The 23,146-nt window shown below is 64.3% G+C and carries 26 protein-coding genes and 1 pseudogene; 10 read left to right on the top strand and 17 right to left on the bottom strand.

Features of this window, described 5'->3' with window-relative positions:
• Nucleotides 1-77: 77 nt before the first annotated feature.
• Nucleotides 78-1,157, bottom strand: a complete 1,080-nt coding sequence (locus RFM68_RS22670) for a zinc-binding metallopeptidase family protein (protein WP_320235244.1) — start codon at nt 1,155-1,157, stop codon at nt 78-80.
• A gap of 478 nt (nt 1,158-1,635) precedes the next feature.
• On the opposite strand from RFM68_RS22670, the gene RFM68_RS22675 reads away from it, so the two are divergent.
• Nucleotides 1,636-2,439: a lytic murein transglycosylase gene (locus RFM68_RS22675; protein WP_320235245.1), complete on the top strand. Its 804-nt coding sequence runs from the start codon at nt 1,636-1,638 to the stop codon at nt 2,437-2,439.
• Between the two features lie 209 nt (nt 2,440-2,648).
• Here RFM68_RS22675 and RFM68_RS22680 read toward each other — a convergent pair whose 3' ends face one another.
• Complete coding sequence (locus RFM68_RS22680; protein WP_320235246.1) at nt 2,649-3,869, bottom strand: argininosuccinate synthase; 1,221 nt, start codon at nt 3,867-3,869, stop codon at nt 2,649-2,651.
• A gap of 179 nt (nt 3,870-4,048) precedes the next feature.
• Here RFM68_RS22680 and RFM68_RS22685 point away from each other — a divergent pair.
• Nucleotides 4,049-4,691, top strand: a pseudogene (locus tag RFM68_RS22685) (LysE family translocator).
• A gap of 3 nt (nt 4,692-4,694) precedes the next feature.
• Here the strand turns inward: RFM68_RS22685 and RFM68_RS22690 are convergent.
• From RFM68_RS22690 to RFM68_RS22700, 3 genes are all read right to left on the bottom strand, one after another.
• The gene (locus tag RFM68_RS22690; RefSeq protein WP_320235247.1) at nt 4,695-5,162 is read right to left on the bottom strand and encodes a hypothetical protein; all 468 of its coding nucleotides are present in this window, start codon (nt 5,160-5,162) and stop codon (nt 4,695-4,697) included.
• Nucleotides 5,159-6,391: a dual-specificity RNA methyltransferase RlmN gene (gene rlmN / locus RFM68_RS22695; protein ID WP_320235248.1), complete on the bottom strand. Its 1,233-nt coding sequence runs from the start codon at nt 6,389-6,391 to the stop codon at nt 5,159-5,161. Before rlmN ends, RFM68_RS22690 begins: the two co-directional genes overlap by 4 nt.
• Nucleotides 6,392-6,664: 273 nt before the next feature.
• On the bottom strand, nt 6,665-8,095 hold the full coding sequence (locus RFM68_RS22700) for a DHA2 family efflux MFS transporter permease subunit (protein WP_320235249.1): 1,431 nt from the start codon (nt 8,093-8,095) through the stop codon (nt 6,665-6,667).
• A 363-nt stretch (nt 8,096-8,458) separates the two neighbouring features.
• Here RFM68_RS22700 and RFM68_RS22705 point away from each other — a divergent pair, with 363 nt between their 5' ends.
• Nucleotides 8,459-8,608: a hypothetical protein gene (locus tag RFM68_RS22705; RefSeq protein ID WP_320235250.1), complete on the top strand. Its 150-nt coding sequence runs from the start codon at nt 8,459-8,461 to the stop codon at nt 8,606-8,608.
• A gap of 232 nt (nt 8,609-8,840) precedes the next feature.
• Nucleotides 8,841-10,193 (top strand): chloride channel protein, encoded by a 1,353-nt coding sequence (locus RFM68_RS22710; protein ID WP_320235251.1) that lies wholly within the window; start codon nt 8,841-8,843, stop codon nt 10,191-10,193.
• Here RFM68_RS22710 and RFM68_RS22715 read toward each other — a convergent pair.
• The 8 genes from RFM68_RS22715 to RFM68_RS22750 form a co-directional block, all read right to left on the bottom strand.
• On the bottom strand, nt 10,183-10,968 hold the full coding sequence (locus RFM68_RS22715) for a DUF4336 domain-containing protein (protein ID WP_320235252.1): 786 nt from the start codon (nt 10,966-10,968) through the stop codon (nt 10,183-10,185). The genes RFM68_RS22710 and RFM68_RS22715 overlap by 11 nt on opposite strands.
• A gap of 33 nt (nt 10,969-11,001) precedes the next feature.
• Nucleotides 11,002-11,550: a hypothetical protein gene (locus tag RFM68_RS22720; RefSeq protein ID WP_320235253.1), complete on the bottom strand. Its 549-nt coding sequence runs from the start codon at nt 11,548-11,550 to the stop codon at nt 11,002-11,004.
• Nucleotides 11,551-11,690: 140 nt separating this feature from the next.
• Nucleotides 11,691-11,900, bottom strand: coding sequence for a hypothetical protein (locus tag RFM68_RS22725; RefSeq protein WP_320235254.1), 210 nt, complete (start codon nt 11,898-11,900; stop codon nt 11,691-11,693).
• A 162-nt stretch (nt 11,901-12,062) separates the two neighbouring features.
• Nucleotides 12,063-12,848: an anti-sigma factor family protein gene (locus tag RFM68_RS22730; RefSeq protein WP_320235318.1), complete on the bottom strand. Its 786-nt coding sequence runs from the start codon at nt 12,846-12,848 to the stop codon at nt 12,063-12,065.
• Nucleotides 12,835-13,368, bottom strand: coding sequence for a sigma-70 family RNA polymerase sigma factor (locus RFM68_RS22735; protein ID WP_320235255.1), 534 nt, complete (start codon nt 13,366-13,368; stop codon nt 12,835-12,837). Before RFM68_RS22735 ends, RFM68_RS22730 begins: the two co-directional genes overlap by 14 nt.
• 487 nt (nt 13,369-13,855) lie before the next feature.
• The gene (locus RFM68_RS22740; protein ID WP_112100983.1) at nt 13,856-14,362 is read right to left on the bottom strand and encodes an invasion associated locus B family protein; all 507 of its coding nucleotides are present in this window, start codon (nt 14,360-14,362) and stop codon (nt 13,856-13,858) included.
• Nucleotides 14,363-14,430: 68 nt separating this feature from the next.
• Nucleotides 14,431-14,655 carry a hypothetical protein gene (locus tag RFM68_RS22745; protein WP_320235256.1) on the bottom strand — a complete coding sequence of 75 codons (225 nt, stop codon included), beginning with the start codon at nt 14,653-14,655 and terminating at the stop codon, nt 14,431-14,433.
• Between the two features lie 47 nt (nt 14,656-14,702).
• Complete coding sequence (locus RFM68_RS22750; protein ID WP_320235257.1) at nt 14,703-15,065, bottom strand: YkvA family protein; 363 nt, start codon at nt 15,063-15,065, stop codon at nt 14,703-14,705.
• Between the two features lie 136 nt (nt 15,066-15,201).
• On the opposite strand from RFM68_RS22750, the gene RFM68_RS22755 reads away from it, so the two are divergent.
• Nucleotides 15,202-15,474, top strand: a complete 273-nt coding sequence (locus RFM68_RS22755) for a hypothetical protein (RefSeq protein WP_320235258.1) — start codon at nt 15,202-15,204, stop codon at nt 15,472-15,474.
• A gap of 18 nt (nt 15,475-15,492) precedes the next feature.
• Here RFM68_RS22755 and RFM68_RS22760 read toward each other — a convergent pair whose 3' ends face one another.
• Nucleotides 15,493-15,786: a 4a-hydroxytetrahydrobiopterin dehydratase gene (locus RFM68_RS22760; protein ID WP_320235259.1), complete on the bottom strand. Its 294-nt coding sequence runs from the start codon at nt 15,784-15,786 to the stop codon at nt 15,493-15,495.
• A 50-nt stretch (nt 15,787-15,836) separates the two neighbouring features.
• On the opposite strand from RFM68_RS22760, the gene RFM68_RS22765 reads away from it, so the two are divergent.
• On the top strand, nt 15,837-16,352 hold the full coding sequence (locus tag RFM68_RS22765) for a low molecular weight protein-tyrosine-phosphatase (RefSeq protein ID WP_320235260.1): 516 nt from the start codon (nt 15,837-15,839) through the stop codon (nt 16,350-16,352).
• On the opposite strand, the gene thpR is transcribed toward RFM68_RS22765, so the two are convergent.
• Nucleotides 16,256-16,852, bottom strand: a complete 597-nt coding sequence (gene thpR, locus RFM68_RS22770; protein WP_320235261.1) for an RNA 2',3'-cyclic phosphodiesterase — start codon at nt 16,850-16,852, stop codon at nt 16,256-16,258. The two genes, RFM68_RS22765 and thpR, sit on opposite strands and share 97 nt — an antisense overlap.
• Nucleotides 16,853-16,971: 119 nt before the next feature.
• Nucleotides 16,972-17,634, bottom strand: coding sequence for an arylesterase (locus tag RFM68_RS22775; protein WP_320235262.1), 663 nt, complete (start codon nt 17,632-17,634; stop codon nt 16,972-16,974).
• Nucleotides 17,635-17,715: 81 nt separating this feature from the next.
• Here RFM68_RS22775 and RFM68_RS22780 point away from each other — a divergent pair, with 81 nt between their 5' ends.
• The 4 genes from RFM68_RS22780 (at nt 17,716) to RFM68_RS22795 (ending at nt 22,616) form a co-directional block, all read left to right on the top strand.
• Entirely contained in the window at nt 17,716-18,414 is a 699-nt protein-coding gene (locus tag RFM68_RS22780) for an ABC transporter ATP-binding protein (RefSeq protein ID WP_320235263.1), read from the top strand.
• Nucleotides 18,414-20,954: an ABC transporter permease gene (locus RFM68_RS22785; protein ID WP_320235264.1), complete on the top strand. Its 2,541-nt coding sequence runs from the start codon at nt 18,414-18,416 to the stop codon at nt 20,952-20,954. Before RFM68_RS22780 ends, RFM68_RS22785 begins: the two co-directional genes overlap by 1 nt.
• A gap of 229 nt (nt 20,955-21,183) precedes the next feature.
• On the top strand, nt 21,184-21,924 hold the full coding sequence (locus RFM68_RS22790; RefSeq protein WP_320235265.1) for a Bax inhibitor-1/YccA family protein: 741 nt from the start codon (nt 21,184-21,186) through the stop codon (nt 21,922-21,924).
• A gap of 116 nt (nt 21,925-22,040) precedes the next feature.
• Nucleotides 22,041-22,616: a GNAT family N-acetyltransferase gene (locus RFM68_RS22795; RefSeq protein WP_320235266.1), complete on the top strand. Its 576-nt coding sequence runs from the start codon at nt 22,041-22,043 to the stop codon at nt 22,614-22,616.
• A 122-nt stretch (nt 22,617-22,738) separates the two neighbouring features.
• On the opposite strand, the gene RFM68_RS22800 is transcribed toward RFM68_RS22795, so the two are convergent.
• Nucleotides 22,739-23,125, bottom strand: coding sequence for a DUF2794 domain-containing protein (locus RFM68_RS22800; protein WP_320235267.1), 387 nt, complete (start codon nt 23,123-23,125; stop codon nt 22,739-22,741).
• Nucleotides 23,126-23,146: the final 21 nt, after the last annotated feature.

The following is a 23,146-nucleotide window of genomic DNA, read 5'->3' on the forward strand; positions in this document are numbered from 1 at the left end:
TCCGTTTTTCAACGCTCCCTCGGGCTCGGAAACGAAACAGAAGCTCATGCGTTCCGGCTAAGGTGCTTTTCGCCCGCTCACGAATTGTTCCGGGCTTTTTTCGGCGCGCCGGTCAAAAGGTCGTGTACGAAGGTCAATTTCCGCGCCGTCACCTCGGAAATCACGAAGGGGTAGAGGTCCGGCAGACCCATGCAGCGGTTGATCGAATTGGAGGCCTCCGACAGCACCAGCCAGCGGGCGAGGATCTTTTCGAATGCTTCCGACGGCGGATCGGGATCGGCGGGCGCTGGCTGCAAAAGTCCACCGGTGTCGCCGGGCGGCAGAGCATCCGCGTCCACGGTTTCCAGCCGCCCGAGCGGGAAATTCAGCGCATGCACCATTTCCAGCGTGTCGGTGATGTGGAGATGATGCGCGAAGGTCTCAGCCCAGTCCTCCCATGGGTGGGAGGTCGCATAGGCCGAGATGTGGCGCTGCTGCCAGTCCGGCGGCGCGGCATTGATGTAATAGGCCTTCAGCGCCCGCTCGTAATCGGCCTGTTCGTCACCGAAGAGGGCCCGGAAAGCGGCGAGCCGTTCCGGATCGTCGCGGATCAACCGGTCCCAGTAATAGTGGCCGAGCTCATGGCGAAAATGGCCAAGCAAGGTGCGATAGTTCTCACCCATCTCGACACGTCGCCGCTCGCGCTCGGCGGAATCGGCTTCGGCGACGTTGAGCGTGATCAGGCCGTTGTCATGACCCGTCAAGATGCGTTCACCGCCCGGACCGGCGCCGATCGGGTCGGCGAGAAAGTCGAAGGCCAGACCAATCTCGTCGCCCGGATCGGCCTTGGGCACAACCGGAAGGCCGAAGGCGAGCAGGGAGTAGACGGCGCGTTTCTTCGCCGCTTCGACCCGAATCCAGCGCCGGCGGTTGCCATCGACCGACAGGTCCGGGATCAGCTGGTTGAGCATGCAGCCGCGGCAGAAGGTGTGATCCGGCTCGGCGCGCCAGTTGCAGGCGCATTCGTCGGCGTTGCCGCATTGGAAAACGCCATCGGCGCCTGAGAGCAGGAAACGCGCCTCGTCCGGGTCATAGAGCACCAGGCTGGAACAGTTCAGGCATTGGGCGTTCTCAAAGTAGAGACGATGGCCGCAATGGGGGCAGTCGAACAGTTTCATCTGCGATCAACCCATAGGGAGAGACTTGAAGGAAAGCCGGTGCAAACGTCCGCCGGCTCCCAAGTGTTCCGATGCTATTTCGTCGCAAGCTGGGTGATGACCTGGCGCCCGAGAGTCCGGCGCCGCCGCAAGTCCGGGTAAGCGGGCCGGCAAAGAAAATCTTCTCCGTCACCGGCTGCATCGGCGTCGCGCGCGCCTCCGAACGGCCGGGGCGCGGCCGCCGATGCGGTCCATGAGGAAGGAAAGTCCGGCCGTTCGAAGCGTCTTTGCCGCGGCAAGCCCGCGGAACCGGCGCCAATGATCACGGCATCAACGTCCTTCATGAGGCAAGCCCGCCACACCTGATGCCTGATCGTAGGCAGATTGCCCTTCTTTCGCCAGTGTCGGGTGCCACGTCCCCCGCGAGGGCGGTGACAACCCGGCGTTTCGCTGGCAAATTCGCAACCGGGACGTGATTCAAGGCAACCAGGAGAACAACATGGCATTTTTTGCCAAAAGAAGGATATTCGTGGCCGCCGCGGCGGTGGTGGCGATGCTTGGCCTGGCGACAGGCGCCGAGGCAGCCGCCAGCTGTGGCAAGAACGGCGCCGGCTTCGATGCCTGGAAGCAGGACTTTGCCGCCGAGGCCAAGGCCAATGGGGTCGGCCAGAAGGGACTGTCGGCGCTGGCCGGGGCGACCTACGCGACAAGGACGATCTCTGCCGACCGCGCGCTTCACAAAGCTTTCAGCGGCTCGGTCGAAGCGTTCATGAAGCGCCGCGGCGCCTCCGCGATCATCTCCAGAGGCCGCGCGCTGAAGAAGGCGAATGCGGCGATGTTCGCCAATATCGAGCGGACCTATGGCGTGCCGCCCGGGGTGCTGCTCGCCATCTGGGGGATGGAGACCGGCTTCGGCGCTTCCATGGGCAACCAGAACACGGTCTCGGCCATCCTGACGCTCGCCTATGACTGCCGCCGCCCGGATTATTTCACCCCGCATGCCATCGCGGCGCTCAAGCTGGTCGATCGCGGCGCGCTCAGCGCCTCATCGGTCGGCGCCATGCATGGCGAGATCGGCCACACCCAGTTCCTGCCCGGAAACGTGCTGAAATATGGCGTCGGCAGCGGCAATCTGCGCGACCGCAACACCGCGCTCGCCTCGACCGCCAACTACCTGAAAGGGCATGGCTGGCATGCCGGCGCGAGCTATGAGGCCAATATGGGCGCGATCGCCGGCTGGAATTCGGCAAGCGTCTATCAGCAGGCCATCGCCAACATCGCCGAGGCGATCGACGCGGACTGATCGAAAATTTAGCGAAAGCCGGGGTGACAGCTGATCTCCCCCCTTGCGGGGGAGATGTCCGGCAGGACAGAGGCTGTCCCTCCAGCCTGTCCAGCAAATCGTCACAACTTTCACGCTGAGGCGCAGCGGCAAATCAGAGAGGCCGGCGATCCTTCACACCCCCCTCTGCCCTGCCGGGCATCTCCCCCGCAAGGGGGGAGATTAGCGCTTCAGCGGCGGTTTCTCGCGGCAAGCGTCCTCAGTCGCAGCCCGTTGAGCTTGATAAAACCTTCGGCGTCCTTCTGATCGTAGGCGCCGCGGTCGTCCTCGAAGGTGACGAGCGCGTCCGAATAAAGCGTCTTCCTCGACTTGCGGCCGGTGACGATGACATTGCCCTTGTAGAGCTTCAGCCGCACCGTGCCTTCGACATCTTCCTGGCTCCTGTCGATCATCGCCTGCAGCATGACGCGCTCCGGCGAGAACCAGAAGCCGTTGTAGATGAGCTCGGCGTAGCGCGGCATGAACTCGTCCTTGAGGTGGGCGGCACCCCGGTCGAGCGTGATCGATTCGATGGCGCGATGAGCGGCGATCAGGATGGTGCCGCCGGGCGTCTCATAGACGCCGCGCGATTTCATGCCGACGAAACGGTTCTCGACAAGGTCGAGGCGTCCGATGCCGTTGTCGCGGCCGAGGTCGTTCAGCGCCGCCAGCATGGTGGCCGGCGACAGTTTCTTGCCGTTGAGCGCGATCGGATCGCCCTTCAGGAACTCGATCTCGATCTCGGTGACGACATCGGGCGCATCCATCGGCGAAACGGTGCGCTGGTGGACGAATTCCGGCGGCTCGCTCCACGGATCCTCCAGCACCTTGCCCTCCGAGGAGGAGTGCAGCAGGTTGGCGTCGACCGAGAACGGCGCTTCGCCGCGCTTGTCCTTGGCGACGGGGATCTGGTGCTGTTCGGCGAAGTTGATCAGATCGGTGCGCGACTTGAACGACCAGTCGCGCCAGGGCGCGATGACCTTGATGTCGGGGTTGAGCGCGTAAGCCGAAAGCTCGAAACGCACCTGGTCGTTGCCCTTGCCGGTGGCGCCATGCGCGATGGCGTCGGCGCCCGTCTCCCTGGCGATCTCGACCAGATGCTTGGAGATCAGCGGCCGGGCGATCGAGGTGCCGAGCAGATAGGTGCCTTCATAGACGGTGTTGGCACGGAACATCGGGAAGACGAAGTCGGCGACGAATTCCTCGCGCACGTCGACGATGCGGATGTCCTTGATGCCCATCATCTCGGCCTTCTTGCGCGCCGGCTCCAATTCGCCGCCCTGGCCGAGGTCAGCCGTGAAGGTGACGACTTCGGCACCGAGCTCGGTCTGCAACCATTTCAGGATGATGGAGGTGTCGAGGCCGCCGGAATAGGCGAGCACGACTTTCTTGACGTTTTTGATCTTGGACATGTTTGGCGGTTCCGCAGGTAAAAGGTTCGGGGGGCGAGTATCACGCGGTTTCCGGGCGGCGCAAGAGATGAACAGGCGCGTGCTCGCGGTACAGGCTGGGCCAGATGTTTGCCCGGGCAGAGGCTGGCGAAGGAAAAAACGCCGCGCTACAGGAAGCGCGATCCATTCCGAGGCGGCCAATGTCCTTCGTTCCCGACACCACCACCCTTATCCAGTTCGCCCTTGCCACCGTCATCCTGGCGATCACGCCGGGAACCGGACATGACGCTGTTTGTCTCGCGCACGCTGAGCCAAGGCCGCGCCACCGGTTTCGCCTCGATGGCGGGGGCGCTGTGCGGCACGCTGATCCATACCACGCTGGTGGTGGTCGGCATCTCGGCGCTGATCGTCGCTTCGCCGATGGCCTTCTTCGTGTTGAAGATTTTTGGCGCCGGTTATCTGGTGTTCCTGGCCTTTCAGGCCGTGACGAAAGGCTCGGCCTTCTCGCCGGAGAAGAGGACGGGACCGCAGGTCTCTTTGTTCCGCAGCTGGGCGGCCGGGCTCGGCGTCAACCTGCTCAACCCCAAGATCATCCTGTTCTTCATGACATTCCTGCCGCAATTCGTCTCCGCGCACGATCCCAACGCATCGGGCAAGCTGTTCTTCCTCGGCATGATGTTCGTGGTGCTGGCGATCCCGGTGACGGTGCCGATGGTGCTGGCGGCGGAAAAGTTTTCGGCGGCGATGAAGGCAAGCCCGCGCGTGACGCGCGTGGTCGACTATCTGTTTGCCGGCGTGTTCTCGGCCTTCGCGCTCAAGATCCTGACGGCGCAGGCTAAATAGCGCTCAGGCTTCCAGGTCGGGCAGCGCCTCGCGGCGCCAGCTTCCGGCCCAGCGCCCGGAAAAGAGCCAATAGGAGATGCCGCCGACCATGCCGGAGCCGATCACGGCCAGCCTGGCGTTGGTCTCGGTGACGTCGAAATTGATATCGGCGTTTTGGTGGACGAGGCCGAGGAAGATGCCGGCCACGACGGCGCCGGCCAGCGCGTAGAACAGCCAGTCGCGGCGGCCGAGCACTTCGGCAATCAAGATCGCGACAGCCGCCGGCATGAAGGCGAAATAGGCGACGAACAGCGCCACGAAAGGCACCGAGAAATAGAGTGAGGCGGTCGCCGTCGGCTCCGGATCGGCGGGCGTGTAACCCAAATGCGCCAGGAACAGGATGTTGAGGAAGGCGCTCGCCGCCAGCGAGGCGACGACATAACCGACCATGATGACGGCGAAGCGGATGAGATAGGCGATAAGGCGTCTCACGCCTCGCCGTGCCCCGCGATCATCATGGCCTCGAGCGCCAGCCGGTCGACCTTGCGCATGCGTTCCGATTCCGACTTGAGCTGGCCGCAGGCGGCGAGGATGTCGCGGCCGCGCGGCGTGCGGATCGGCGAGGCGTAGCCGGCATTGTTGATGTAGTCGGCGAACTTCTCGATCGTCTCCCAGTCCGAGCACTGGTAGTTGGTGCCGGGCCAGGGATTGAACGGGATCAGGTTGATCTTGGCGGGAATGCCCTTCAAGAGCTTGACCAGCGCCTTGGCGTCCTCGAGAGAATCGTTGACGTCCTTCAGCATCACATATTCGAAGGTGATGCGTTTGGCATTGGAGAGACCCGGATAAGCCTTGCAGGCGGCGATCAGGTCCTTCAGCGGGAACTTCTTGTTGATCGGCACAAGCAGGTCGCGCAGATCGTCATTGGTGGCGTGCAGCGAGATGGCCAGCATGACGCCGATCTCCTCGCCAGTGCGGAAGATCTCGGGCACGACGCCCGAGGTCGACAGCGTGATGCGACGCTTCGACAGGGACAGGCCGTCGCCGTCGGATGCGATCAGCAGCGCCTTCTTCACCGCCTCGAAATTGTAGAGCGGCTCGCCCATGCCCATCATGACAATGTTGGAGATTTTTCTGCCCTCGGCCGGCACGATGGCGCCGTCCGGCGTGTCGCGGTCGGGGAAATCGCCGAGCCGGTCGCGCGCGGTCAGCAGCTGCGCCAGGATTTCTTCGGCCGTCAGGTTGCGCACCAGCTTCTGCGTGCCGGTGTGGCAGAAGGAGCAGGTCAGCGTGCAGCCGACCTGCGAGGAGATGCATAGCGTGCCGCGGCCTTCCTCGGGGATGTAGACGGTCTCGATCTCGACCGGGCGGCCGGCGCCGCGCGGCGGGAAGCGGAACAGCCATTTGCGCGTGCCGTCGGCGGAGATCTGCTCCTCGACGATTTCGGGCCGCGCGACGGTGAAGTGCTTGTCGAGCTCGGCCCGCAAATCCTTGGAGATGTTGAACATATGCGCGAAGTCGGAAACGCCGCGTACATACATCCAATGCCAGAGCTGCTGGACGCGCATCCTGGCCTGGCGCTCCGGCACGATGCCGGCCTCGACGAGGGCGGTGCCGAGCTCGGCGCGGGTCAGGCCGATCAGCGAGGGCTTCTCGGCTTGCATTGTGCGGCGCAAGGCGTCACGGGCGCCTTCGGCGGTAAGATCAAGCGAAACGGTCATGGTGGCGCCAATATAAGCGATTTGCGGCCGATTTCAGCATCTGCCGGAGAAGAAGCGCGGCGCATAGCACAGCTTGCCGGCGGAGTCATGCGGCTGGGCTTTCCTTCTCCCCTTGTGGGAGAAGGTGGCCGAGCGAAGCTCGGTCGGATGAGGGGTGTTCCAGCGGAGTGAGACGCCGGCGTTCCCTGGAACACCCCTCAACCGTCTCGGCGCTACGCGCCGAACCACCTTCTCCCACAAGGGGAGAAGGGGAAGACGCGGACCGGCACAGCCTTACTCCTGAGTATCCGTCCGCCGGCGATGGCCGCTGACCTGCGCGCCGTCTTCCGGGTGCAGGAACAAGAATCCCGGAATGGGAAGCAGCGGGATCATCGCCGTCAGCAGGAAGGCCCAATGGAACTGGTCCGCCGTCGGCGCATGCACCTGGCCTGAGACGAGGCCGAGCACCATGGCGGCGATCGAGACGCCGAGCGACACGCTGAGCTGCTGCAGGACGCCGCCGAGGCTGGTGGCGCGGCTGAGCTTTTCCGCCGGCAGGTCGGCATAGGACAGCGTGTTGGAGGACATGAACTGCGCCGAGCGGACGATGCCGAAGCAAAAGACGTAAAGGCCGATCACCCAATGCGGGGTGTCGGCATCGAGCAGGGCAAAGCCCGCCACGGCAACAGAGCCGACCACAGCGCTGCCGGTCAGCACGACCTTGAAGCCGAAGCGCTGCAACAGCGACGCCAGCAGCGGCCGCATCAGCAAGGCGCCGAAGCTGCCGACGAAAGTCAGCGAGCCGGAGGTGACCGGGCTCATGCCGAAGCCGACCTGCAGCATCAGCGGCAGCAGGAACGGCGCGCCGTTGAGGCCGATGCGGCACAGGCCGCCAGCCAGCGTGCCGACCCAGAAGGAGCGAAACCGGAACAGCGTCAGATCCACTGCGGGCGCCGCGACGCGGTGCGCATAACGGCCAAAGGCAAGCAGCAGCAGGATCGAGGCGGCCAGCACCAGCAGGGTCGCCAGCGATGAAATGATCGGCCTGCCGATATTCTCCAGGCCGAACTGCAACAATGCGGCGCCCGCTCCCACCATCAGGAAGCCGGCGAAGTCGAAAGGCCGCACTTCGTCGCCATGGAAATCGTCGACGAAGCGCAAGGCGGCGAAAATGCCGAGCAGGCCAAACGGCACATTGACGTAAAAAATCCAGCGCCAGGATGCGTAAGTGGTCAGGAGGCCGCCGAGCAGCGGCCCGATGACAGGGCCGACGATCGCCGGCAAGGTCATGTAGGTCATGGCGGTGATCAGGCCGCTGCGCGGAAAGGAGCGCAGCAGAATCAACCGACCGACCGGCGTCATCATGGCGCCGCCCAGTCCCTGCAAGGCGCGCATGGCCAGAAGCATGCCGACGCTGTCCGCAACGCCGCACAGGACCGAGCCCAGGGTGAAGGTGAAGAGCGCCAGCGCGAAGATCTTTCGCGCGCCGAACCTGTCGGCGAACCAGCCGCTGACCGGAATGAACACCGCCAGGGTCAGGATGTAGGTCGTTATCGCCAGATTGAGCCGGACCGGCGTCGTGTCGAGGCTCTGCGCGATGGAGGGAATAGCGGTGGTGAGGATGGTGGAGTCGAGCTGCTCCATCAGAAAGGCGATGGCGACGATTGACGGGATGATCAGCCGCAGGCGCGGGTCACGCTCGGTCGCAAAGAGAGGCTGTTCCAATTGTCCTGCGATTCTGTGCATGCTGGCGGTTGTGATGACCCGCGTGAACGGCACGTCAGACGTGCTGCCGACGCCGTCTTATGCCGATTAGAGCGTTTCACCGTTTCGCGGAAACGGCGAACCGCTCCATCTCTTTGTTTTGACGCAATTCCGAACGGAAAACCGCTCACGCTTTTCCTGGAATTGCTTTAGGAGGAAGCGGCCGCCAATTCTACTGGACCGGAGGTCAACAAATTTTGACCCCTGCCTGCCTTCAGGGGGTCGAACTCGACCGGCCGCCGCTGCTGCCGCGGGAAAATCGATCACATATTCGTGTTGGCGTAACCAATCGAAGCTCATCGGCGAACCTGAAAGGGGGTGACCATGCCCCGCAAGATGAGCGCCGACATGATGAAGATGGCCAAGCCGATCAAGCATTGCATGATGATGATCACCGACGCCAAGGGTAAGGCCTATATGGTCGATACGTCGACCAAGAAGGCCCAGGCCGAATGTGAAAAAATGGCGATGTAGGCTCGAACCTCGCTCGCTTGACATCCCGCCGGCACCAGAGCCGGCGGGCAATCCGAGTTAATCCGCGCGCTCTCGCGGTCTTGATCGACCCTCAGCCTGTGCTAGAGCGTTTCACCATTTCACGGAAACGGCGAACCGCTCTATCGCTTTGTTCTGACGCAATTCCGGACGGAAAACCGCTCACACTTTTCCTGGAATTGCTCTAGGGCTGGGTTCCATCACGAGGGCGGACATGGCCGGCATATCCCGAAAAAACCGTATGCTGCGGCGCTCGCAGGCGATGTGGGTGTCGCGGCGCGTCTGGCAGCCGCGTCTCGTCTTCTGGGCCGGCGCCATCTCGATCGGCCTGATCAGCGTCCTGTTCGCATTGCTCGCCGACCAGGCGCAGGCCTTGTTCCACATCATCACCGGCAATGACGGCGGCTGGCGCTTTTATCTGCCGCTGGTCATGACGCCGCTCGGTTTCGTGCTTTGCGCCTGGCTGGCGCATTCCTTCTTCCCGGGATCGCAAGGCAGCGGCATTCCGCAGGCGATCGCGGCGCGGCATCTGCGCGACGAGGACGACCGCAGCCACATCCTGTCGCTGCGGCTGGTGGTGGGCAAGATCGCGCTCACCATCATCGGCCTCGCCTGCGGCGCCTCGATCGGCCGGGAGGGCCCGACGGTGCAGGTCGGCGCTTCCGTGATGCTGCAGGCGGCGCGCTGGGGCGGCATGGCGCAGGCGCGCGGCCTGATCCTGGCTGGCTCGGCCGCCGGCATCGCCGCCGCCTTCAACACGCCGCTTGCCGGCATCGTCTTTGCCATCGAGGAAATGGGCCGCGCCTACGAATCGCGCACCAACGGGCTGGTGCTGACGGCGGTGATCCTGGCCGGCCTCGCCTCGCTGGGTCTGCTTGGCAACTACACCTATTTCGGCGTCGCCAAGGACACGGTCGCCTTTGCCAGCGACTGGCCGCTGGTGCTGGCCTGCGGCGTCATCGGCGGCGGTGTCGGCGCGCTGTTTTCGCTGCTTGCGCTGAAAGCCATGCGGCGCATCCGGCGCTGGAACGCGCTGCAGCCGCTGCCGCGCACGCTGGTCGTGGCGGCTGTCTGCGGGCTGGCCGTGGCCGCGATCGGCATCGCGTCGGGAGGATCGACCTTCGGCACCGGCTACACGCAGGCGCGCGGCGCGATCGAAGGCGCGCCGCTGCCGGCCTTCTTCTTCGTGGAGAAATTCGCGGCCGGCCTGCTGTCGATGGTGTCCGGCATTCCAGGCGGTATCTTCGCGCCGTCGCTGGCGGTGGGCGCCGGCGTCGGCAGCACGCTCGGCCTGGTCTTCGGCACAGCCGCCGGAACGGCGGCGCTGCTCGGCATGGCCGGCTATTTCGCCGGCGTCGTGCAGGCGCCGATGACGGCCTTCGTCATCATCCTCGAAATGACCGGCAACCACGACAATGTGATCGCGTTGATGTGCGCGTCGATGCTGGGCTACGGCACGGCGCGGCTGATCTCCCATGAGCCGCTCTACCATGCGCTGTCGCGCGTCTTCATCGCCGAGGCGATCCGCCGGCGGCGGGCCGAGACGGGCGAAGCCGTCAAGGCGTAGCGGCTTGGACAATGATCGTCACAACACACCGAAACGCCCGCCTGAGTTCGGCGGTGCCGTCTTTCTCGTACCATCGGCCATGCGCAATTATGATGCGTTCCGGCTGCCAGGCGAGCATCTGTTGAACCGCCAGCCGCAAAGCTCCGCGGCGGCGAAAGAAGCTCAATCGCATGTCGATCGGCGCCTTGCCATCCGGATCGGCAGCGCCGGCAAGTCTGACGAGGAGCCTCAGAAACCAGCTGTGGATGCGTTTCGGCTCGAAGTTCTCGATCAAATCCGTGAGGATCAGCGTTTGCGAGGCGCGGTGAAACAGAACGGCCTCGGTAAGGGCATCGCCGCGCACGACCAGCAGGTCGACCTCGGCGGGCCACGGCGAGCCGCGCCCTACCAGCAGCCGGTCCACCGCAATCGAACGCTTGGCCCGTTTTTGCAAACCGCGCACGGCTAGAACTTCGGCGTTGGGCATGACGGCCTTCCAGTCGGGAAGCCACCAATAGTGAAGGGAGTTAGGAGCAACCAGGAAGCGGACCGGCCCCAACAGTTCGATCGCCGACCGCAGCGCGGGCGTAAGCGCCACGGGTGAGTGGAGGATCAAGTCGCCGTTGCCGAGCCGCAGGACCGTCATGCGGGTGCTGAAAGGAAACTCCAGCGGTCCGACGCCGAAGCCTATCCGTGGCCCATCCACGATCCAGAGATCGCGAGCGACGGGCTTAAGGACATTGATCGGCTCGTATAGATCCAGACTGGTCCTGTCTGCAGGATGTTCGTGGGGCATGGCTACTCGGCAACAACTCGAAGCGCGATCCGGTCAGCCGAAACGATCCGGCGCCTCCGAGCCATATGGCGCGCTTTCGCTGGTAGGGAAGCGCGCGGCTGCACGCATCGCCAGCCAATCGCGAAGCGCGATGCGGATCACGTCCGCGCGTCCGAGCTTCATCTGCGTCGCGATCGTCGACAGGGCCATTTCGGTGGCCGGGTCAAAAAACATGGACGCAGAATCGCGTAGCATCGCCGCGGCGCGAAAATCGGCGAGCCGCGCGTCCTCGGCCGGGCCGGCTTCCGCTTCGGCCGGCTCGCTGTTCGCAGCCGCTGGTTTTTCCGGGCCGCCGGCGGTGTCGTAGTCCCGGATCGCGACGAGGCTGTCGCCTTTGATCGTAGCCAGGACGAGGCGCGCGCCCTGCGGATAGTATCTGGGCAAGGCAGCGGCCTGATCGGCGAGGATGGCGCCGTTCCATCCACAGAGTTCGCCGCCGAGCAGCCAGTTCTGCTGCTCGCCATTCGTCATCACGGCGATGTATTCTCCATCGCAGGGATAGCCGATAAGTGCGATTTCCTCATAATCTTCCAATCTACGCATAGCAATCGCCCAAGTCCCTGGCTGGATACCGGCTCCGAGGTCGGAGTCGAGCTTCATCTCCTTCGCGCGAAAACGGCCCGGCATTGCCCAAGCCGAGATGCCGGGCCGTTGGGAAGCGCCCGCGCGAAGCGCTTCCCAAGTCACCTGGGGCCGGTGACCTGCGACAGCGCCTCGTTCGCGCAGGCGATCAGCGGGACGGTCGAATTCCGCAGCCGTGCTTGCGACAGCCACAATTGGCGGTGCTCCTGTGACAGCCCCTTGATTGCGGTGCGGGCCGCGGAGGTGATCTCGAATGCCCCGCAGGAAGCGCACTGGAATTCCACCCTGCGCAGCGCGACCTCGGCTTCCAAGGCCGCTCCGGCGCAAACGGGGCAGGTGGACGGATAGTATCTCCTCTCGAACGACAGGAGGTTCATCGCGCGGATTTATCCGACGGGATGCGGCATCGGCGGGTCGTGAACTCCAGCGTCAAGTGCATTCTGTCTCTCTTCTTCAGTCACCGGCGGCTGTGATCAGCCCCTTGTCTTGGGCGCAACGCTCCGGCGCGTGGCGACCTCGATCTGCTTTGCTTCCACTTCGAGCCGATCCGGCGCGGCGGATCCCATCAGGGCGTAGGCCGTGCCTCCCGATTGCCAGTAGACCGTCGGCACACGGCCGTCTGTGGCTGGTGTCGGGGGAACGGCGTCCTCGCCATTCATTGGAGCGGCCACAAGCGTGATGCGCCCGACGCTCGGCGTGTCGGCCGTCACAACCAGGCTCTGCTGTCCGTTCCAGGGCTGCACCTGGACATCCTTGACCACCCATGTCGACGGCAGCGTCGGCATGCTGACGTTAACGGCGCCAACCAGTCGCTGAATCTTGTCTTGTTTGAGCTCGATGCCCTTTTCCGGACCTGCGTTCAGCTGTGCAACGCGCAGCGCATCCCGCGCGGCCAGGATGAAGGTTTCATCAGCCGTCTTGCCGCCTTGGCGAAGCGGCACGGTAAGCGAATTTGCCGACCACCCGATCGCGACCAGCGCGACGGCGGCGACCTGAAGCCTGAGCACCGAAAATGCCATCCTGCGGCGAAACGCCCCTTCCAGCCGTCTCGCCTTGTCGATGGTCGCGCCGGGCGGAAACAATCGCCGGGGCTGGGACTCGCGCAGCGTCTCCATGCGCTGTGCGTGGGCAAAGACCTCCGCCGCCAGTTCCGGCTCCCGGGCAAGCCGGGCTTGCAGTTCGGACCGCTGCGATGGCGACAGCTCACCATCCAGCAGACGGCCGATATCCTGTTCGGAAACGCGATTATCGGGCCACATCACGCCCTCCAATGACCTTCAAATGACCGGAAGCCCCGCCATCCATATTTTCCATGTTGTGCTTCAAGGCGGCGCGAGCCCGGCTGAGGCGGGACATCACGGTCCCCGCCGGCACGCCCAGCAGTTCGGCTGCTTCGGCATAGGTAAAGCCCAGCACTCCGACCAGATGGAGTATTTCGGCCTGGTCCGTCGGCATCCGGGCGAGCGCCCTGCTTACGTTGGAAAGTTCGGCGCTATGCTCCTGCGGCGGCGGCGAGGCCGAATCCGACATGTCGGCGATGGACGCAAGGCGCTGCCCGTCGGCATCGGCCCGACTGGCGCCGGTGAAGAAGGTGTTTCGGACAATCCTGACCAGCCAAGGCAGCAGCGGTCGGGACGGATCATAGCTGCCGGCCATCGACAGCGCGCGGGCGAGAGCTTCCTGCAGCAGGTCATCGGCGTCGGAATCATTGCCGGTGAGCACCCTGCCGTAACGCCACAAGTCCTCCAAATGCGGTATGACGTCGAATTTTGCTTTCATTCCATCTCATACCGTCCGTCCCGTGCCGCGTCGAAGCAAGCCGCTCCGGGCTTATCTTGCCCGCCTTCCGGCCAAAGCCGGGGTGAAAGCGGCCCAGCGGTCAGGGACAGGCAACCGCAGGGCCGGATGGGAGCGCGCTCCTCCCGACTGCAAGCCCTGAAGACACTCACCCCAGACACTCACCCCCCAGTGCTTGCCGCCGCTCCCTGTTTGCGACGCGGCCTGGAAATGACGGGCCACGTCAAAATGTCTTCTCCCTCGTTGTGTCATCTACCGGGCTCGGCCGGAAACTATTCCGTCCGCCACAAAATTTTTCTGGACGTATGGCTTCAGGTGAATTCCAGGAGCCGGCACCTCGTGCAAGATCGCCGATGCAGCCCGCCGAGAGAATCGGCGCGGACACAAGGCAAGCTGAATGGCAAAGGCCGGACCAATGGCCCGGCCTCGTGTCAAATCAGTCGTCGTTTTTGCCTATTTGCGCCTCAGCCTATTTGCACTTGGCGATCGAGGACAGCGCGGCCGAAATGCCCTTCAGCGAGAAGACATAGGAGGTGGGATTGCCACGGCCGGACTTGGCCTGCACCTTCATGTCGGTGCCGGTCTTCATGGCGGCGATCAGCACCGGCTCTTCCGCGGCGTTCTCGACCCAGGCCGATTTGCCGCGGGTGAACATCGAGAAGGACTTCTTGTCGATGGTGACGGTGGCCTTCGAACCTTCCTGGAAGTTGTAGCCGGCGATGAACTGCGGCTCGTAGGAGACCTGCTGCCCGGGCCGCTGGCTGACGAAGAAGAACATGTCGCCATGGTCGAGCGTCTTCGGCTGCTTGTCGGTGGGCACGGTCAGCACGTAGCAGACCTTGCCGCCCGCCGACTGATAGCTGTAGGTGCCCCAGGCGTTGTGCTGGCCGATCTTGGTCGCCTGCTGCGCCAGTGCCGGCGCGGCGAAGGCGGCCACCAGGACCAGGCTGGAAACTGTAGCAATCAATCCGCGCATCGTTCTTCCCGTATTCCAAATGGTGCGGAGGCGGGCCGCATGGCGTCCTGCCGTCGCTTCATTTTGATTTAATCAGGGTTACCAAACGGTGAATTGTCCTCGAAGAAAAGGAACTCACCCCAGGAAACCGCCACCATTCGCGCCGCCACCGCTGAAAGCGGCTGGCGCGACGTCCCGGCGCGGAGTTGGAGGCCACGAAAACGGCAAGAGTTTGTCTTTTCGCACGTGCTGATTTGCGGGCGTGAAGCGAAGCCTAAAAGCGCGTCGCGCTTTAAGTCCTTGTCTTGATGCATGTCGGCGTCCCAGAACCGCTGCGCACTTCTGGGCGACATGCATTAGCTCAGTTCTTGTCGGCCAGCGCGTCCCTGGCGGCTTGCCTGTGGGCAGGCGTGATATGGGCGCTGACGGCGGTGATCGCGGCGGTCAGCACGGCAAGGTCGTCGGTGAAGCCGAGGCCGAAGATGAAGTCGGGGATGAAATCCACCGGCAGGACGAAATAGCCGAGCGCGCCGAGCAGGATGCCTTTGGCGCGCAGCGGCGTGTCCTTGTCCATGGCGCAGTAATAGGCGGCGACCACTTCGTCCATGAACGGAATCTGCCGCGCCGCCTTCTTGGCGGTGCGCCAGAATTTCTCGCGGACCTCGCCCTCGCCGGCAAGCTTGTCGCCGAAGCCGAAGAAATCGAAACCGGTACCTTGCGCCATCAATCACTCCTTGGCCGCGCGTGACCTTGCGCGGCGGTCCACAGCGAGAAAATGTGGTGAAAGCGGGGGGCTACTGCAAGAGTTCGGAGGATTGCCTGGCCGGGAAAATCGGAATCACCTGGCGTTTGGCTGCGATATGGTGCTGCAGCACTCCGAATGCCGGTTGGTGGATGCGATTGGCAATCGCCTCAGTCTGGTGATTGCCCGAGGCATCCCTCCGATCGTCATCCTCGGGTCTGCGCTCCGCTTCGCGTCGCTCCGCCCGTGGATGACGAAGTTCGCAAGCTTCGGCCAATCGCGAACGTTCGCCACGATCTACACCGCCGCGACGCTCATACGTCACGGCATGGATTCCAGGCGCCGCGTCGCTTCGCTCCTTGCTCCGCCCTGGAATGACGAAGTCACTTGAAAGCGAGGCTCCTAGCCCTCAGCCGAAATAGCGGTTCATCCGCTTGGCGAGCTCGATGTCGAGCGCCGTCACGCCGCCGGCGTCGTGTGTGTTCAGCGTCACGTCGACGGTCTTGTAGACATTCGACCAATCAGGGTGATGGTCCATCTTCTCGGCCGCCAGCGCCACGCGCGTCATGAAGGCGAAGGCCTCGGAGAAGTTCTTGAAGACGAAGCTGCGCTTGATCGATGCGCCGTCGGCGGCAAGCGACCAGCCTTCGAGTTCGGCAAGCGCGGCAGCGATCGCTTCCTGGCTGAGTTTCTCTCTGGTCATGTCGGGTTCCTGTGCTATTCGAAAATTGAAACAACCATAGCGCCGGATCGATGAGCGCAAAGCCCATAAAATCCATTCTGTTCGTCTGCCTCGGCAACATCTGCCGTTCGCCGCTGGCTGAAGGCGTGCTTCGAGCGGTCTTGACCGAGGGTGGGGAGGACCGGGATTTCGTGATCGATTCGGCCGGGACCGGCGGCTGGCATGCCGGCGAGCAACCCGACCGGCGCTCGATCGCGGTGGCCGCCAAACATGGCGTCGACATTTCAGGACAGAGGGCGCGCAAGGTGCTGCCGGAGGATTTTCCGCGCTTCGACCTGATCCTCGGCATGGATGAGGCGAATGTGCGCGACCTCAAGGCGCTGGCGCCAGCCGCGCGCGACCGAATTCATCTCTATCTGGACTTCGCGACGGGAAACGTCACGGACGTGCCGGATCCCTACTACGACGGTACCGAGGCCTTCGCTTCGGTCTACCGCATGATCCGCGACGCGTCGGAGGCGCTGGCGAAGCGGCTCGACGCGAGCCCATCAACGCTCGACAGCGACCAGGCTTCCTCGACAATATAAGGTCCGCCGCCGACCGAATCGCGCGACGACATCAGGACGAAGCGGCCGACACGGAAGGGCTGCACGGAGAAATTGCCGCGCGCCGACAGATATTGCGCGACGTCGAGCGGGCTCCCGTTGCGCAGCCGCGCCAGCGTCACATGCGGCGAGAATTTGCGCGGGTCCGCGGGCAGGCCGAGCCGCTGGCAGATGCGGTCGATCTCGCCCTGCAGCGCCGTCAGGTCGGGCGAGGCCGACACGCCAGCCCATACCGCATGCGGCTTCTTGCCGCCGAAGGCGCCGACGCCGGCGAGCGTCATCTGGAAAGAGGGGCGATGAACCCTGTCGAGGGCGTTGGCGATCTCGTCGGCGACATGGCCCTCGACATCGCCGATGAAGCGCAGCGTCAGATGGTAGTTTTCGACATCGATCCAGCGCGCTCCGGGCAGCCCGCCCCGGAGCAGGGAGAGCGAGAGAGCGGCATCACGCGGAATTTCGAGGGCGGTGAAAAGACGTGGCATTAGCAGCCTCCTGTCCTCGAATCGAAACTCTCGGCCCCTAGCGAATCATCGATATCCACATAGGGCAAGCGGTTTGTTGTCCACAAAGTTTCCCCAGCGGAAACCGTTGCTTTCCTGCCTCACGAAGGACCGCCGTTCGCGGCGATGGCCTTTTCGACAACCGGCAGCATGCGTTCGACCATGACGTCGACGCCCTTCGGACTGGGATGCAGCCCGTCCTCGAGTTGCATATCGGAGTGGCCGGCGACGCCGTCGAGAAAGAACGGATAGAGCGGAACGCCGTATTTCGCGGCGAGCCGTGGATAGATGGCGTCGAAAGCCTTCTGGTAGTCGGCGCCGAGGTTTGGCGCGGCGCGCATGCCGGCGAGAAGCACTGGAATCTTGCGCTGCTTGAGCTTGCCCAGCATCGCGTCGAGATTCTTTTCGGGGATCTCGGGCGAAAGGCCGCGCAGCATGTCGTTGGCGCCGAGCTCGAGGATCACCAGACCGGTGCCGTCCGGCACCGACCAGTCGAGCCGCGCCAGCCCGCCGCTCGTCGTGTCGCCCGACACGCCGGCATTGGCGACGGTGACGTCGAGGCCCTTCGCCTTCAGCGCCGCCTGCAGCCTGTCGGTGAAACCCTGGCCCGGTCCAAGGCTGTAGCCCGCCATCAGGCTGTCGCCGAAACCGACGATGGTGAAGGTGGCGGCGCGCGCCGACGAAATGGCGCCGCAAAGGGCGAGAAAAAGGATGAGGGCTGCGAAAAGGCCAGGAGCTGCGGCAAAACGGTGTTTGAATGCCATGCGGCGAGCCCCATATGACCGAAACAATGCCAAGGAGGAGACACGGATCGTCTCCTTTTTCACATATAGGGCGCTTTCATCGTGACAGAAGCCGTCATCGTGCTGAGGGACGTATCGCTGACGCTCGGCGAAGGGGCGTCCTCCGTCCATGTGCTGAAGGGCGTGAGCCTGGATGTGGCCGCCGGCGAAGCCACCGGCATCGTCGGTCCGTCGGGTTCGGGCAAGTCCACCTTGCTGATGGTTCTTGCGGGCCTGGAAAGGGTCGATTCGGGTACGGTACGAATCGCCGGCGAGCTGCTCAATGGCAAAAGCGAGGACCGGATTGCATCGTTTCGTGGGCGAAACATTGGCATCGTCTTCCAGTCCTTCCACCTCATTCCCAATATGACGGCGCTCGAGAATGTCGCGGTGCCGCTCGAGTTGGCCGGTCATGCCGATCCGTTCGGCGTGGCCGCGCGCGAGCTTGCCGCGGTCGGCCTGAGCGACCGTGTGACGCACTATCCGGGCGAGCTTTCCGGCGGCGAGCAGCAGCGCGTGGCGATCGCCCGGGCGCTGGCGCCGTCGCCGCGCATCCTCATTGCCGACGAACCGACCGGCAATCTCGACCAGGCGACGGGAAAGCAGATCGCCGATCTTCTGTTCGCCAAGGCGGCGGAACGCGGCATGACGCTGGTGCTGGTCACGCATGATCCGGCGCTTGCGGCGCGTTGCGCGCGCCAGGTGTCGATGCGCTCGGGGCGGATCGAGGATGCGCCGAGGGCAGTGAAGGTGCCGGCCTGATGCGGACATTGAAGCTCGCCATCCGCTTCTCGCTGCGCGAGATGCGCGGCGGCCTGTCCGGCTTCTTGATCTTCCTTGCCTGCATCGCGCTGGGCGTCGCGGCGATCGGCGGCGTCAATTCGGTGGCGCAGGCGATCTCCACCGGCGTTGCCGAACAGGGCCAGACGCTGCTAGGCGGCGATCTGCGCTTCCAGATCAACCAGCGCAGCGCTTCTGATGCCGAGCTTGGCTTCATCAAGGGCCTCGGCACGGTTTCGCTGAATTCCGGCATGCGCTCGATGGCGCGGCTGGAGGACGGCTCCGACCAGGCGCTGGTCGAAGCAAAGGCCGTCGACGACGCCTATCCGCTCTACGGCGCGCTCGAGACCGATCCGGCGTTGCCGAAGGAAGAACTGTTCGGCGAAAGGTCCGGCGTGTTCGGCGCCGCGGCGCCCGACCTCTTGTTCGACCGGCTCAATCTTCATATCGGCGACAGGCTGAAGCTCGGCAGCGCGACGTTCGAGCTGAGAGCCAGGCTGGTCGGCGAGCCGGATGCGGTGTCGGACGGTTTCGGCTTCGCGCCGCGGCTGATGATCTCCGGCGCGGGGCTTGCCGCATCCGGGCTGGTGCAGCCTGGCAGCCTGGTCGAGAACGCCTATAAGGTGAGGCTGCCCGACGGCACTTCCGAGGCGCGGATCAAGGACATCCAGGCTCAAGCCGCGAAGGATTTTCCGCAGGCCGGCTGGTCGATCCGTACGCGCAGCAACGCGGCACCGGCGCTCTCCGCCAACATCGAGCGCTTCTCGCAGTTCCTGACCCTGGTCGGGCTGACGGCGCTGGTGGTCGGCGGCGTCGGCGTGGCGAACGCCGTGCGCGCCTATCTCGACGGCAAGCGCGGCGTCATCGCCACCTTCAAGAGCCTCGGCGCCTCGGGCGGCTTCGTCTTCACCGTCTATCTCGTCCAGATCCTTTTGATCGCGGGCCTTGGCATCGTGCTTGGCTTGATTCTGGGCGCCGCGATGCCGTTCGTGGCGAGCGCGCTTCTGCGATCGGTCATCCCCGTGCCGGCACAAGGCGGCTTCTATCCGGGCGCGCTCGCCATGGCCGCGCTGTTCGGCCTGCTGGTGACGCTGGCCTTCGCACTGCTGCCGCTCGGCCGCGCCCGCGACGTGCCGGCAACCGCGCTGTTCCGCGAAATGGGCTTCGAGAGCCGCGGCCTGCCGCGCCTGCCCTATGCCGGCGCGGCGCTGGCGATCGTCGTCGCGCTGGCGGGGCTGGCGATCCTCTCGGCCAACGACTACCGCATCGCCTCGATCTTCGTCGGCGCCACCGTCCTTGCCTTCCTGGTGCTGCGGCTGGTGGCGGTGCTGGTGCAATGGGTGGCAAAAAAGAGCCCGCGCGTGCGCTCGGTGTCGCTGAGACTGGCGCTCGGCAATATCCATCGGCCCGGCGCGCTGACGCCGTCGGTGGTGCTGTCGCTCGGGCTCGGGCTGACGCTGCTGGTGACGCTGGCGCTGATCGACGGGAATCTCAGACGGCAGATCTCCGGCAGCCTACCGGAGCGGGCGCCGAACTTCTTCTTCGTCGACATCCAGAGCGGCGATGTCGACGCCTTCGCCAGCCTGGTGGGCAGGCAGGCGCCGCATGGCGCGCTGGTCAAGGTGCCGATGCTGCGCGGCCGCATCATGGCGCTCAATGGCGTCGATGTCGCCAAGGTGAAGGTCCCGGCCGACGGCGCCTGGGTGCTGCGCGGCGACCGTGGCCTGACCTATGACGCGAAGCAGCCGGAAAATGCGACGTTGACCGAAGGCACGTGGTGGCCGCAGGACTATTCCGGCGCGCCGCTGGTGTCGTTCTCGGCCGAGGAGGGCAAGGCGATCGGGTTGAAGCTCGGCGACAGCGTGACCGTCAATGTGCTCGGCCGCAACGTCACGGCCAAGATCGCCAATTTCCGCCAGGTGCAATGGGAGACGATGGGCATCAACTTCGTCATGGTGTTCTCGCCCAATAGCTTTGCCGGCGCGCCGCATGGCTGGCTGGCGACGCTGACCGACAGACAAGCCACCGCGGCCGACGACGCAAGGCTGCTCAATGCCGTCACGCGGGCCTTTCCGGCGGTGACGACGGTGCGCGTCAAGGATGCGCTCGACATCGTCAACCACCTGGTCGCGCAATTGGGCGCGGCGATCCGCGCCGCCGCCGGCGTCGCCTTGATCGCCTCGGTGCTGGTGCTTTCCGGCGCCTTGGCCGCTGGCAACCGCGCGCGCATCCACGATGCGGTCGTATTGAAGACACTCGGCGCGACAAGGCGGACGCTGATCACCGCCTTCTCGCTGGAATATGTGCTGATCGGGCTGGCGACCGCGCTGTTCGCGCTTGCCGCCGGCGGCATCGCCGCCTGGTTCGTCGTCGCGCATATCATGACGCTGCCATCGCATTTCATGCCGGAAGTCGCGGTGGCAACGATCCTGGTTTCGCTGACGGTGACGGTCGGCATCGGCCTTGCCGGCACCTGGCGGGTGCTCGGCCACAAGGCCGCGCCGGTGCTTCGCAACCTCTGACCGGCAGGCCCGGAGCCGCCGGTCCGGTTAAATCTTTGTAAGAATGCCGGCCGCAACGGCCAGAAACCCGCCTTTTTGCCTTCTCACGAAGGGTGACGCCTCGTTACCGTCTTGTTCTTGACGTCAAGAACCATCATATTTCGCGGCAGGCATGCTGGAGCCCTGCCAGCGGCGCCTGGTCCAAAAAAGACCTGTCACCGGACGGGGCAGAAGCAACAGAGGATTTCCAATGGCTGATCCCATTCGCAACTACCAGACGTCCGCCGCACCTGGCGCGCGCGTCGACATCGATCAGGGCCTGCGGGCCTATATGATCAAAGTTTATAACCTCATGGGGCTTGGCCTTTTAATCACCGGCCTTGCCGCCTGGGGCGCGTTCCAGCTCGCCATCACCGGCGACGGCCAGCTGACCGCCTTCGGCCAGCTCATCTATGCCAGCGCGTTCCGCTGGGTCGTCATCCTGGCGCCGCTCGCTGCCGTGATGTTCCTGTCGTTCCGCATCCAGGCGATGAGCGTAGGGGCGGCGCAGGCCACCTTCTGGGTCTATGCCGGCCTTGTCGGCCTGTCGCTGTCGACGATTTTCCTCGTCTACACCGGCACCAGCATCACCCAGACCTTCTTCGCCACGGCCGCGGCCTTCGGCGGCCTGTCGCTCTACGGCTACACGACCAGGCGCGACCTGTCGGCGTTCGGCTCGTTCCTGATCATGGGCGTGATCGGCCTGCTGATCGCGATGCTGATCAACATCTTCCTGCAGTCGTCGGCGCTTGGCTTCGCCATCTCGGCGATCGGCGTGCTGGTCTTCGCCGGCCTCACCGCCTATGACACCCAGGCCATCAAGGAGATGTACTACGAGGGCGACCAGTCCGATGTCGCCGGCCGCAAGGCGATCATGGGCGCGCTGAGGCTCTATCTCGACTTCATCAACCTGTTCATGTTCCTGCTGCAGTTCATGGGTCAGCGCCGCTAAAGCCGGCACCCGGCCTCACTGGACCATAGACTTCGCGAAGGGCGGCCCAACGGCCGCCCTTTCCTTTCGGCGGCTCCTCTGCTCTCATTTAGGCAGGAAAACGAACTGCATAAACTATGAGCAATATTGCGATCAGAGCCGCCACGCCTGCCGACCTCGACCGAATCACGGAAATCTATGCCGACGCGGTCGCGCATGGCACGGCGAGCTACGAACTGGAGCCGCCCAGCCGCGCCGAAATGGGCAACCGATTCGACAATTTGACGGCGGGTGGCTTTCCCTATCTGGTCGCGGAGAAGAGCGGCGTCGTGCTCGGCTATGCCTATGCCGGACCGTTCCGGCCGCGCCCCGCCTACCGATTCGTCATCGAGGATTCGGTCTATGTCGCACCCGAGGCCAAGGGCCAAGGCGTGGGCTCGCTGCTGATGCAGGCGCTGATCGAGACGGCACGCGCGGCGGGCTTCCGCCAGATCATCGCGGTGATCGGCGACGGCCACGCGGACAGCGCTTCGGTGCGGCTGCACGAGAAGCTCGGGTTCCGCCATTCCGGGCGGCTGGAAGGGTCGGGCTACAAGCTCGGGCGGTGGCTGGACACGGTGTTCATGCAGCTGCCGCTAAATGGCGGCGCGGAACTGCCGCCGGATCCCGAATCGCTGCCGGAACGGAGGTTTCGGGGACTCAAGGGGAACTGAAGAATTGAGGAATTGAAGAACTGAAGAACTGAAGAACAAGGAGGGCGGCCACTGTGTCGTCAGGCGCCAAGCGCCCTTTTCCTCAGTTTTTCAATTCTTCAGTTCCTCAATTCCCCTTCCCTTCACGCCTCGACAACCTTCAGCTTGGGATCGAAGACGCCAAGCACGCGGCCGAGTTCCTGGCCGCGCTTCAGGATGCGGCCGCCGGCGGCGATGACGGCGAAAGCGCCTTGCCGGCGCGCCAGCTTCGGGTCCTTGACGATCTGGAACAGAGGCACTTCGCTGGCCCGGCGGAAGACGGAAAAGACAGCGCGATCAGTAAGATGATCGATGGCATAGTCGCGCCATTCGTTGGCCGCCACCATGCGTCCGTAAAGTCTCAGGATCTGGTCGAGTTCGCGCCGGTCGAATCGCACCGGCTGGTCGAGGCGTGCGTTGCGCGCCTCGTGCAACGGGATCAATATTCCGGATGCTTCCCCATCCTCCGTCCCGCCGCTGTGATCGGTCATGCCTCGATCCTTCGATTGAAT

The organism is Mesorhizobium montanum, assembly GCF_033977145.1.
GTDB classification, from domain to species: Bacteria; Pseudomonadota; Alphaproteobacteria; order Rhizobiales; family Rhizobiaceae; genus Mesorhizobium; species Mesorhizobium montanum.

Bases quoted from the DNA above. Each gene is read 5' to 3' on its own strand.
- RFM68_RS22670 (WP_320235244.1), bottom strand. From the start codon at position 1,157: ATGAAACTGTTCGACTGCCCCCATTGCGGCCATCGTCTCTACTTTGAG.
- RFM68_RS22675 (WP_320235245.1), top strand. From the start codon at position 1,636: ATGGCATTTTTTGCCAAAAGAAGGATATTCGTGGCCGCCGCGGCGGTG.
- RFM68_RS22680 (WP_320235246.1), bottom strand. From the start codon at position 3,869: ATGTCCAAGATCAAAAACGTCAAGAAAGTCGTGCTCGCCTATTCCGGC.
- rlmN (WP_320235248.1), bottom strand. From the start codon at position 6,391: ATGACCGTTTCGCTTGATCTTACCGCCGAAGGCGCCCGTGACGCCTTG.
- RFM68_RS22705 (WP_320235250.1), top strand. From the start codon at position 8,459: ATGCCCCGCAAGATGAGCGCCGACATGATGAAGATGGCCAAGCCGATC.
- RFM68_RS22710 (WP_320235251.1), top strand. From the start codon at position 8,841: ATGGCCGGCATATCCCGAAAAAACCGTATGCTGCGGCGCTCGCAGGCG.
- RFM68_RS22715 (WP_320235252.1), bottom strand. From the start codon at position 10,968: ATGCCCCACGAACATCCTGCAGACAGGACCAGTCTGGATCTATACGAG.
- RFM68_RS22720 (WP_320235253.1), bottom strand. From the start codon at position 11,550: ATGCGTAGATTGGAAGATTATGAGGAAATCGCACTTATCGGCTATCCC.
- RFM68_RS22730 (WP_320235318.1), bottom strand. From the start codon at position 12,848: ATGTGGCCCGATAATCGCGTTTCCGAACAGGATATCGGCCGTCTGCTG.
- RFM68_RS22735 (WP_320235255.1), bottom strand. From the start codon at position 13,368: ATGAAAGCAAAATTCGACGTCATACCGCATTTGGAGGACTTGTGGCGT.
- RFM68_RS22740 (WP_112100983.1), bottom strand. From the start codon at position 14,362: ATGCGCGGATTGATTGCTACAGTTTCCAGCCTGGTCCTGGTGGCCGCC.
- RFM68_RS22745 (WP_320235256.1), bottom strand. From the start codon at position 14,655: ATGCATCAAGACAAGGACTTAAAGCGCGACGCGCTTTTAGGCTTCGCT.
- RFM68_RS22750 (WP_320235257.1), bottom strand. From the start codon at position 15,065: ATGGCGCAAGGTACCGGTTTCGATTTCTTCGGCTTCGGCGACAAGCTT.
- RFM68_RS22755 (WP_320235258.1), top strand. From the start codon at position 15,202: ATGGTGCTGCAGCACTCCGAATGCCGGTTGGTGGATGCGATTGGCAAT.
- RFM68_RS22760 (WP_320235259.1), bottom strand. From the start codon at position 15,786: ATGACCAGAGAGAAACTCAGCCAGGAAGCGATCGCTGCCGCGCTTGCC.
- RFM68_RS22765 (WP_320235260.1), top strand. From the start codon at position 15,837: ATGAGCGCAAAGCCCATAAAATCCATTCTGTTCGTCTGCCTCGGCAAC.
- thpR (WP_320235261.1), bottom strand. From the start codon at position 16,852: ATGCCACGTCTTTTCACCGCCCTCGAAATTCCGCGTGATGCCGCTCTC.
- RFM68_RS22775 (WP_320235262.1), bottom strand. From the start codon at position 17,634: ATGGCATTCAAACACCGTTTTGCCGCAGCTCCTGGCCTTTTCGCAGCC.
- RFM68_RS22785 (WP_320235264.1), top strand. From the start codon at position 18,414: ATGCGGACATTGAAGCTCGCCATCCGCTTCTCGCTGCGCGAGATGCGC.
- RFM68_RS22790 (WP_320235265.1), top strand. From the start codon at position 21,184: ATGGCTGATCCCATTCGCAACTACCAGACGTCCGCCGCACCTGGCGCG.
- RFM68_RS22795 (WP_320235266.1), top strand. From the start codon at position 22,041: ATGAGCAATATTGCGATCAGAGCCGCCACGCCTGCCGACCTCGACCGA.
- RFM68_RS22800 (WP_320235267.1), bottom strand. From the start codon at position 23,125: ATGACCGATCACAGCGGCGGGACGGAGGATGGGGAAGCATCCGGAATA.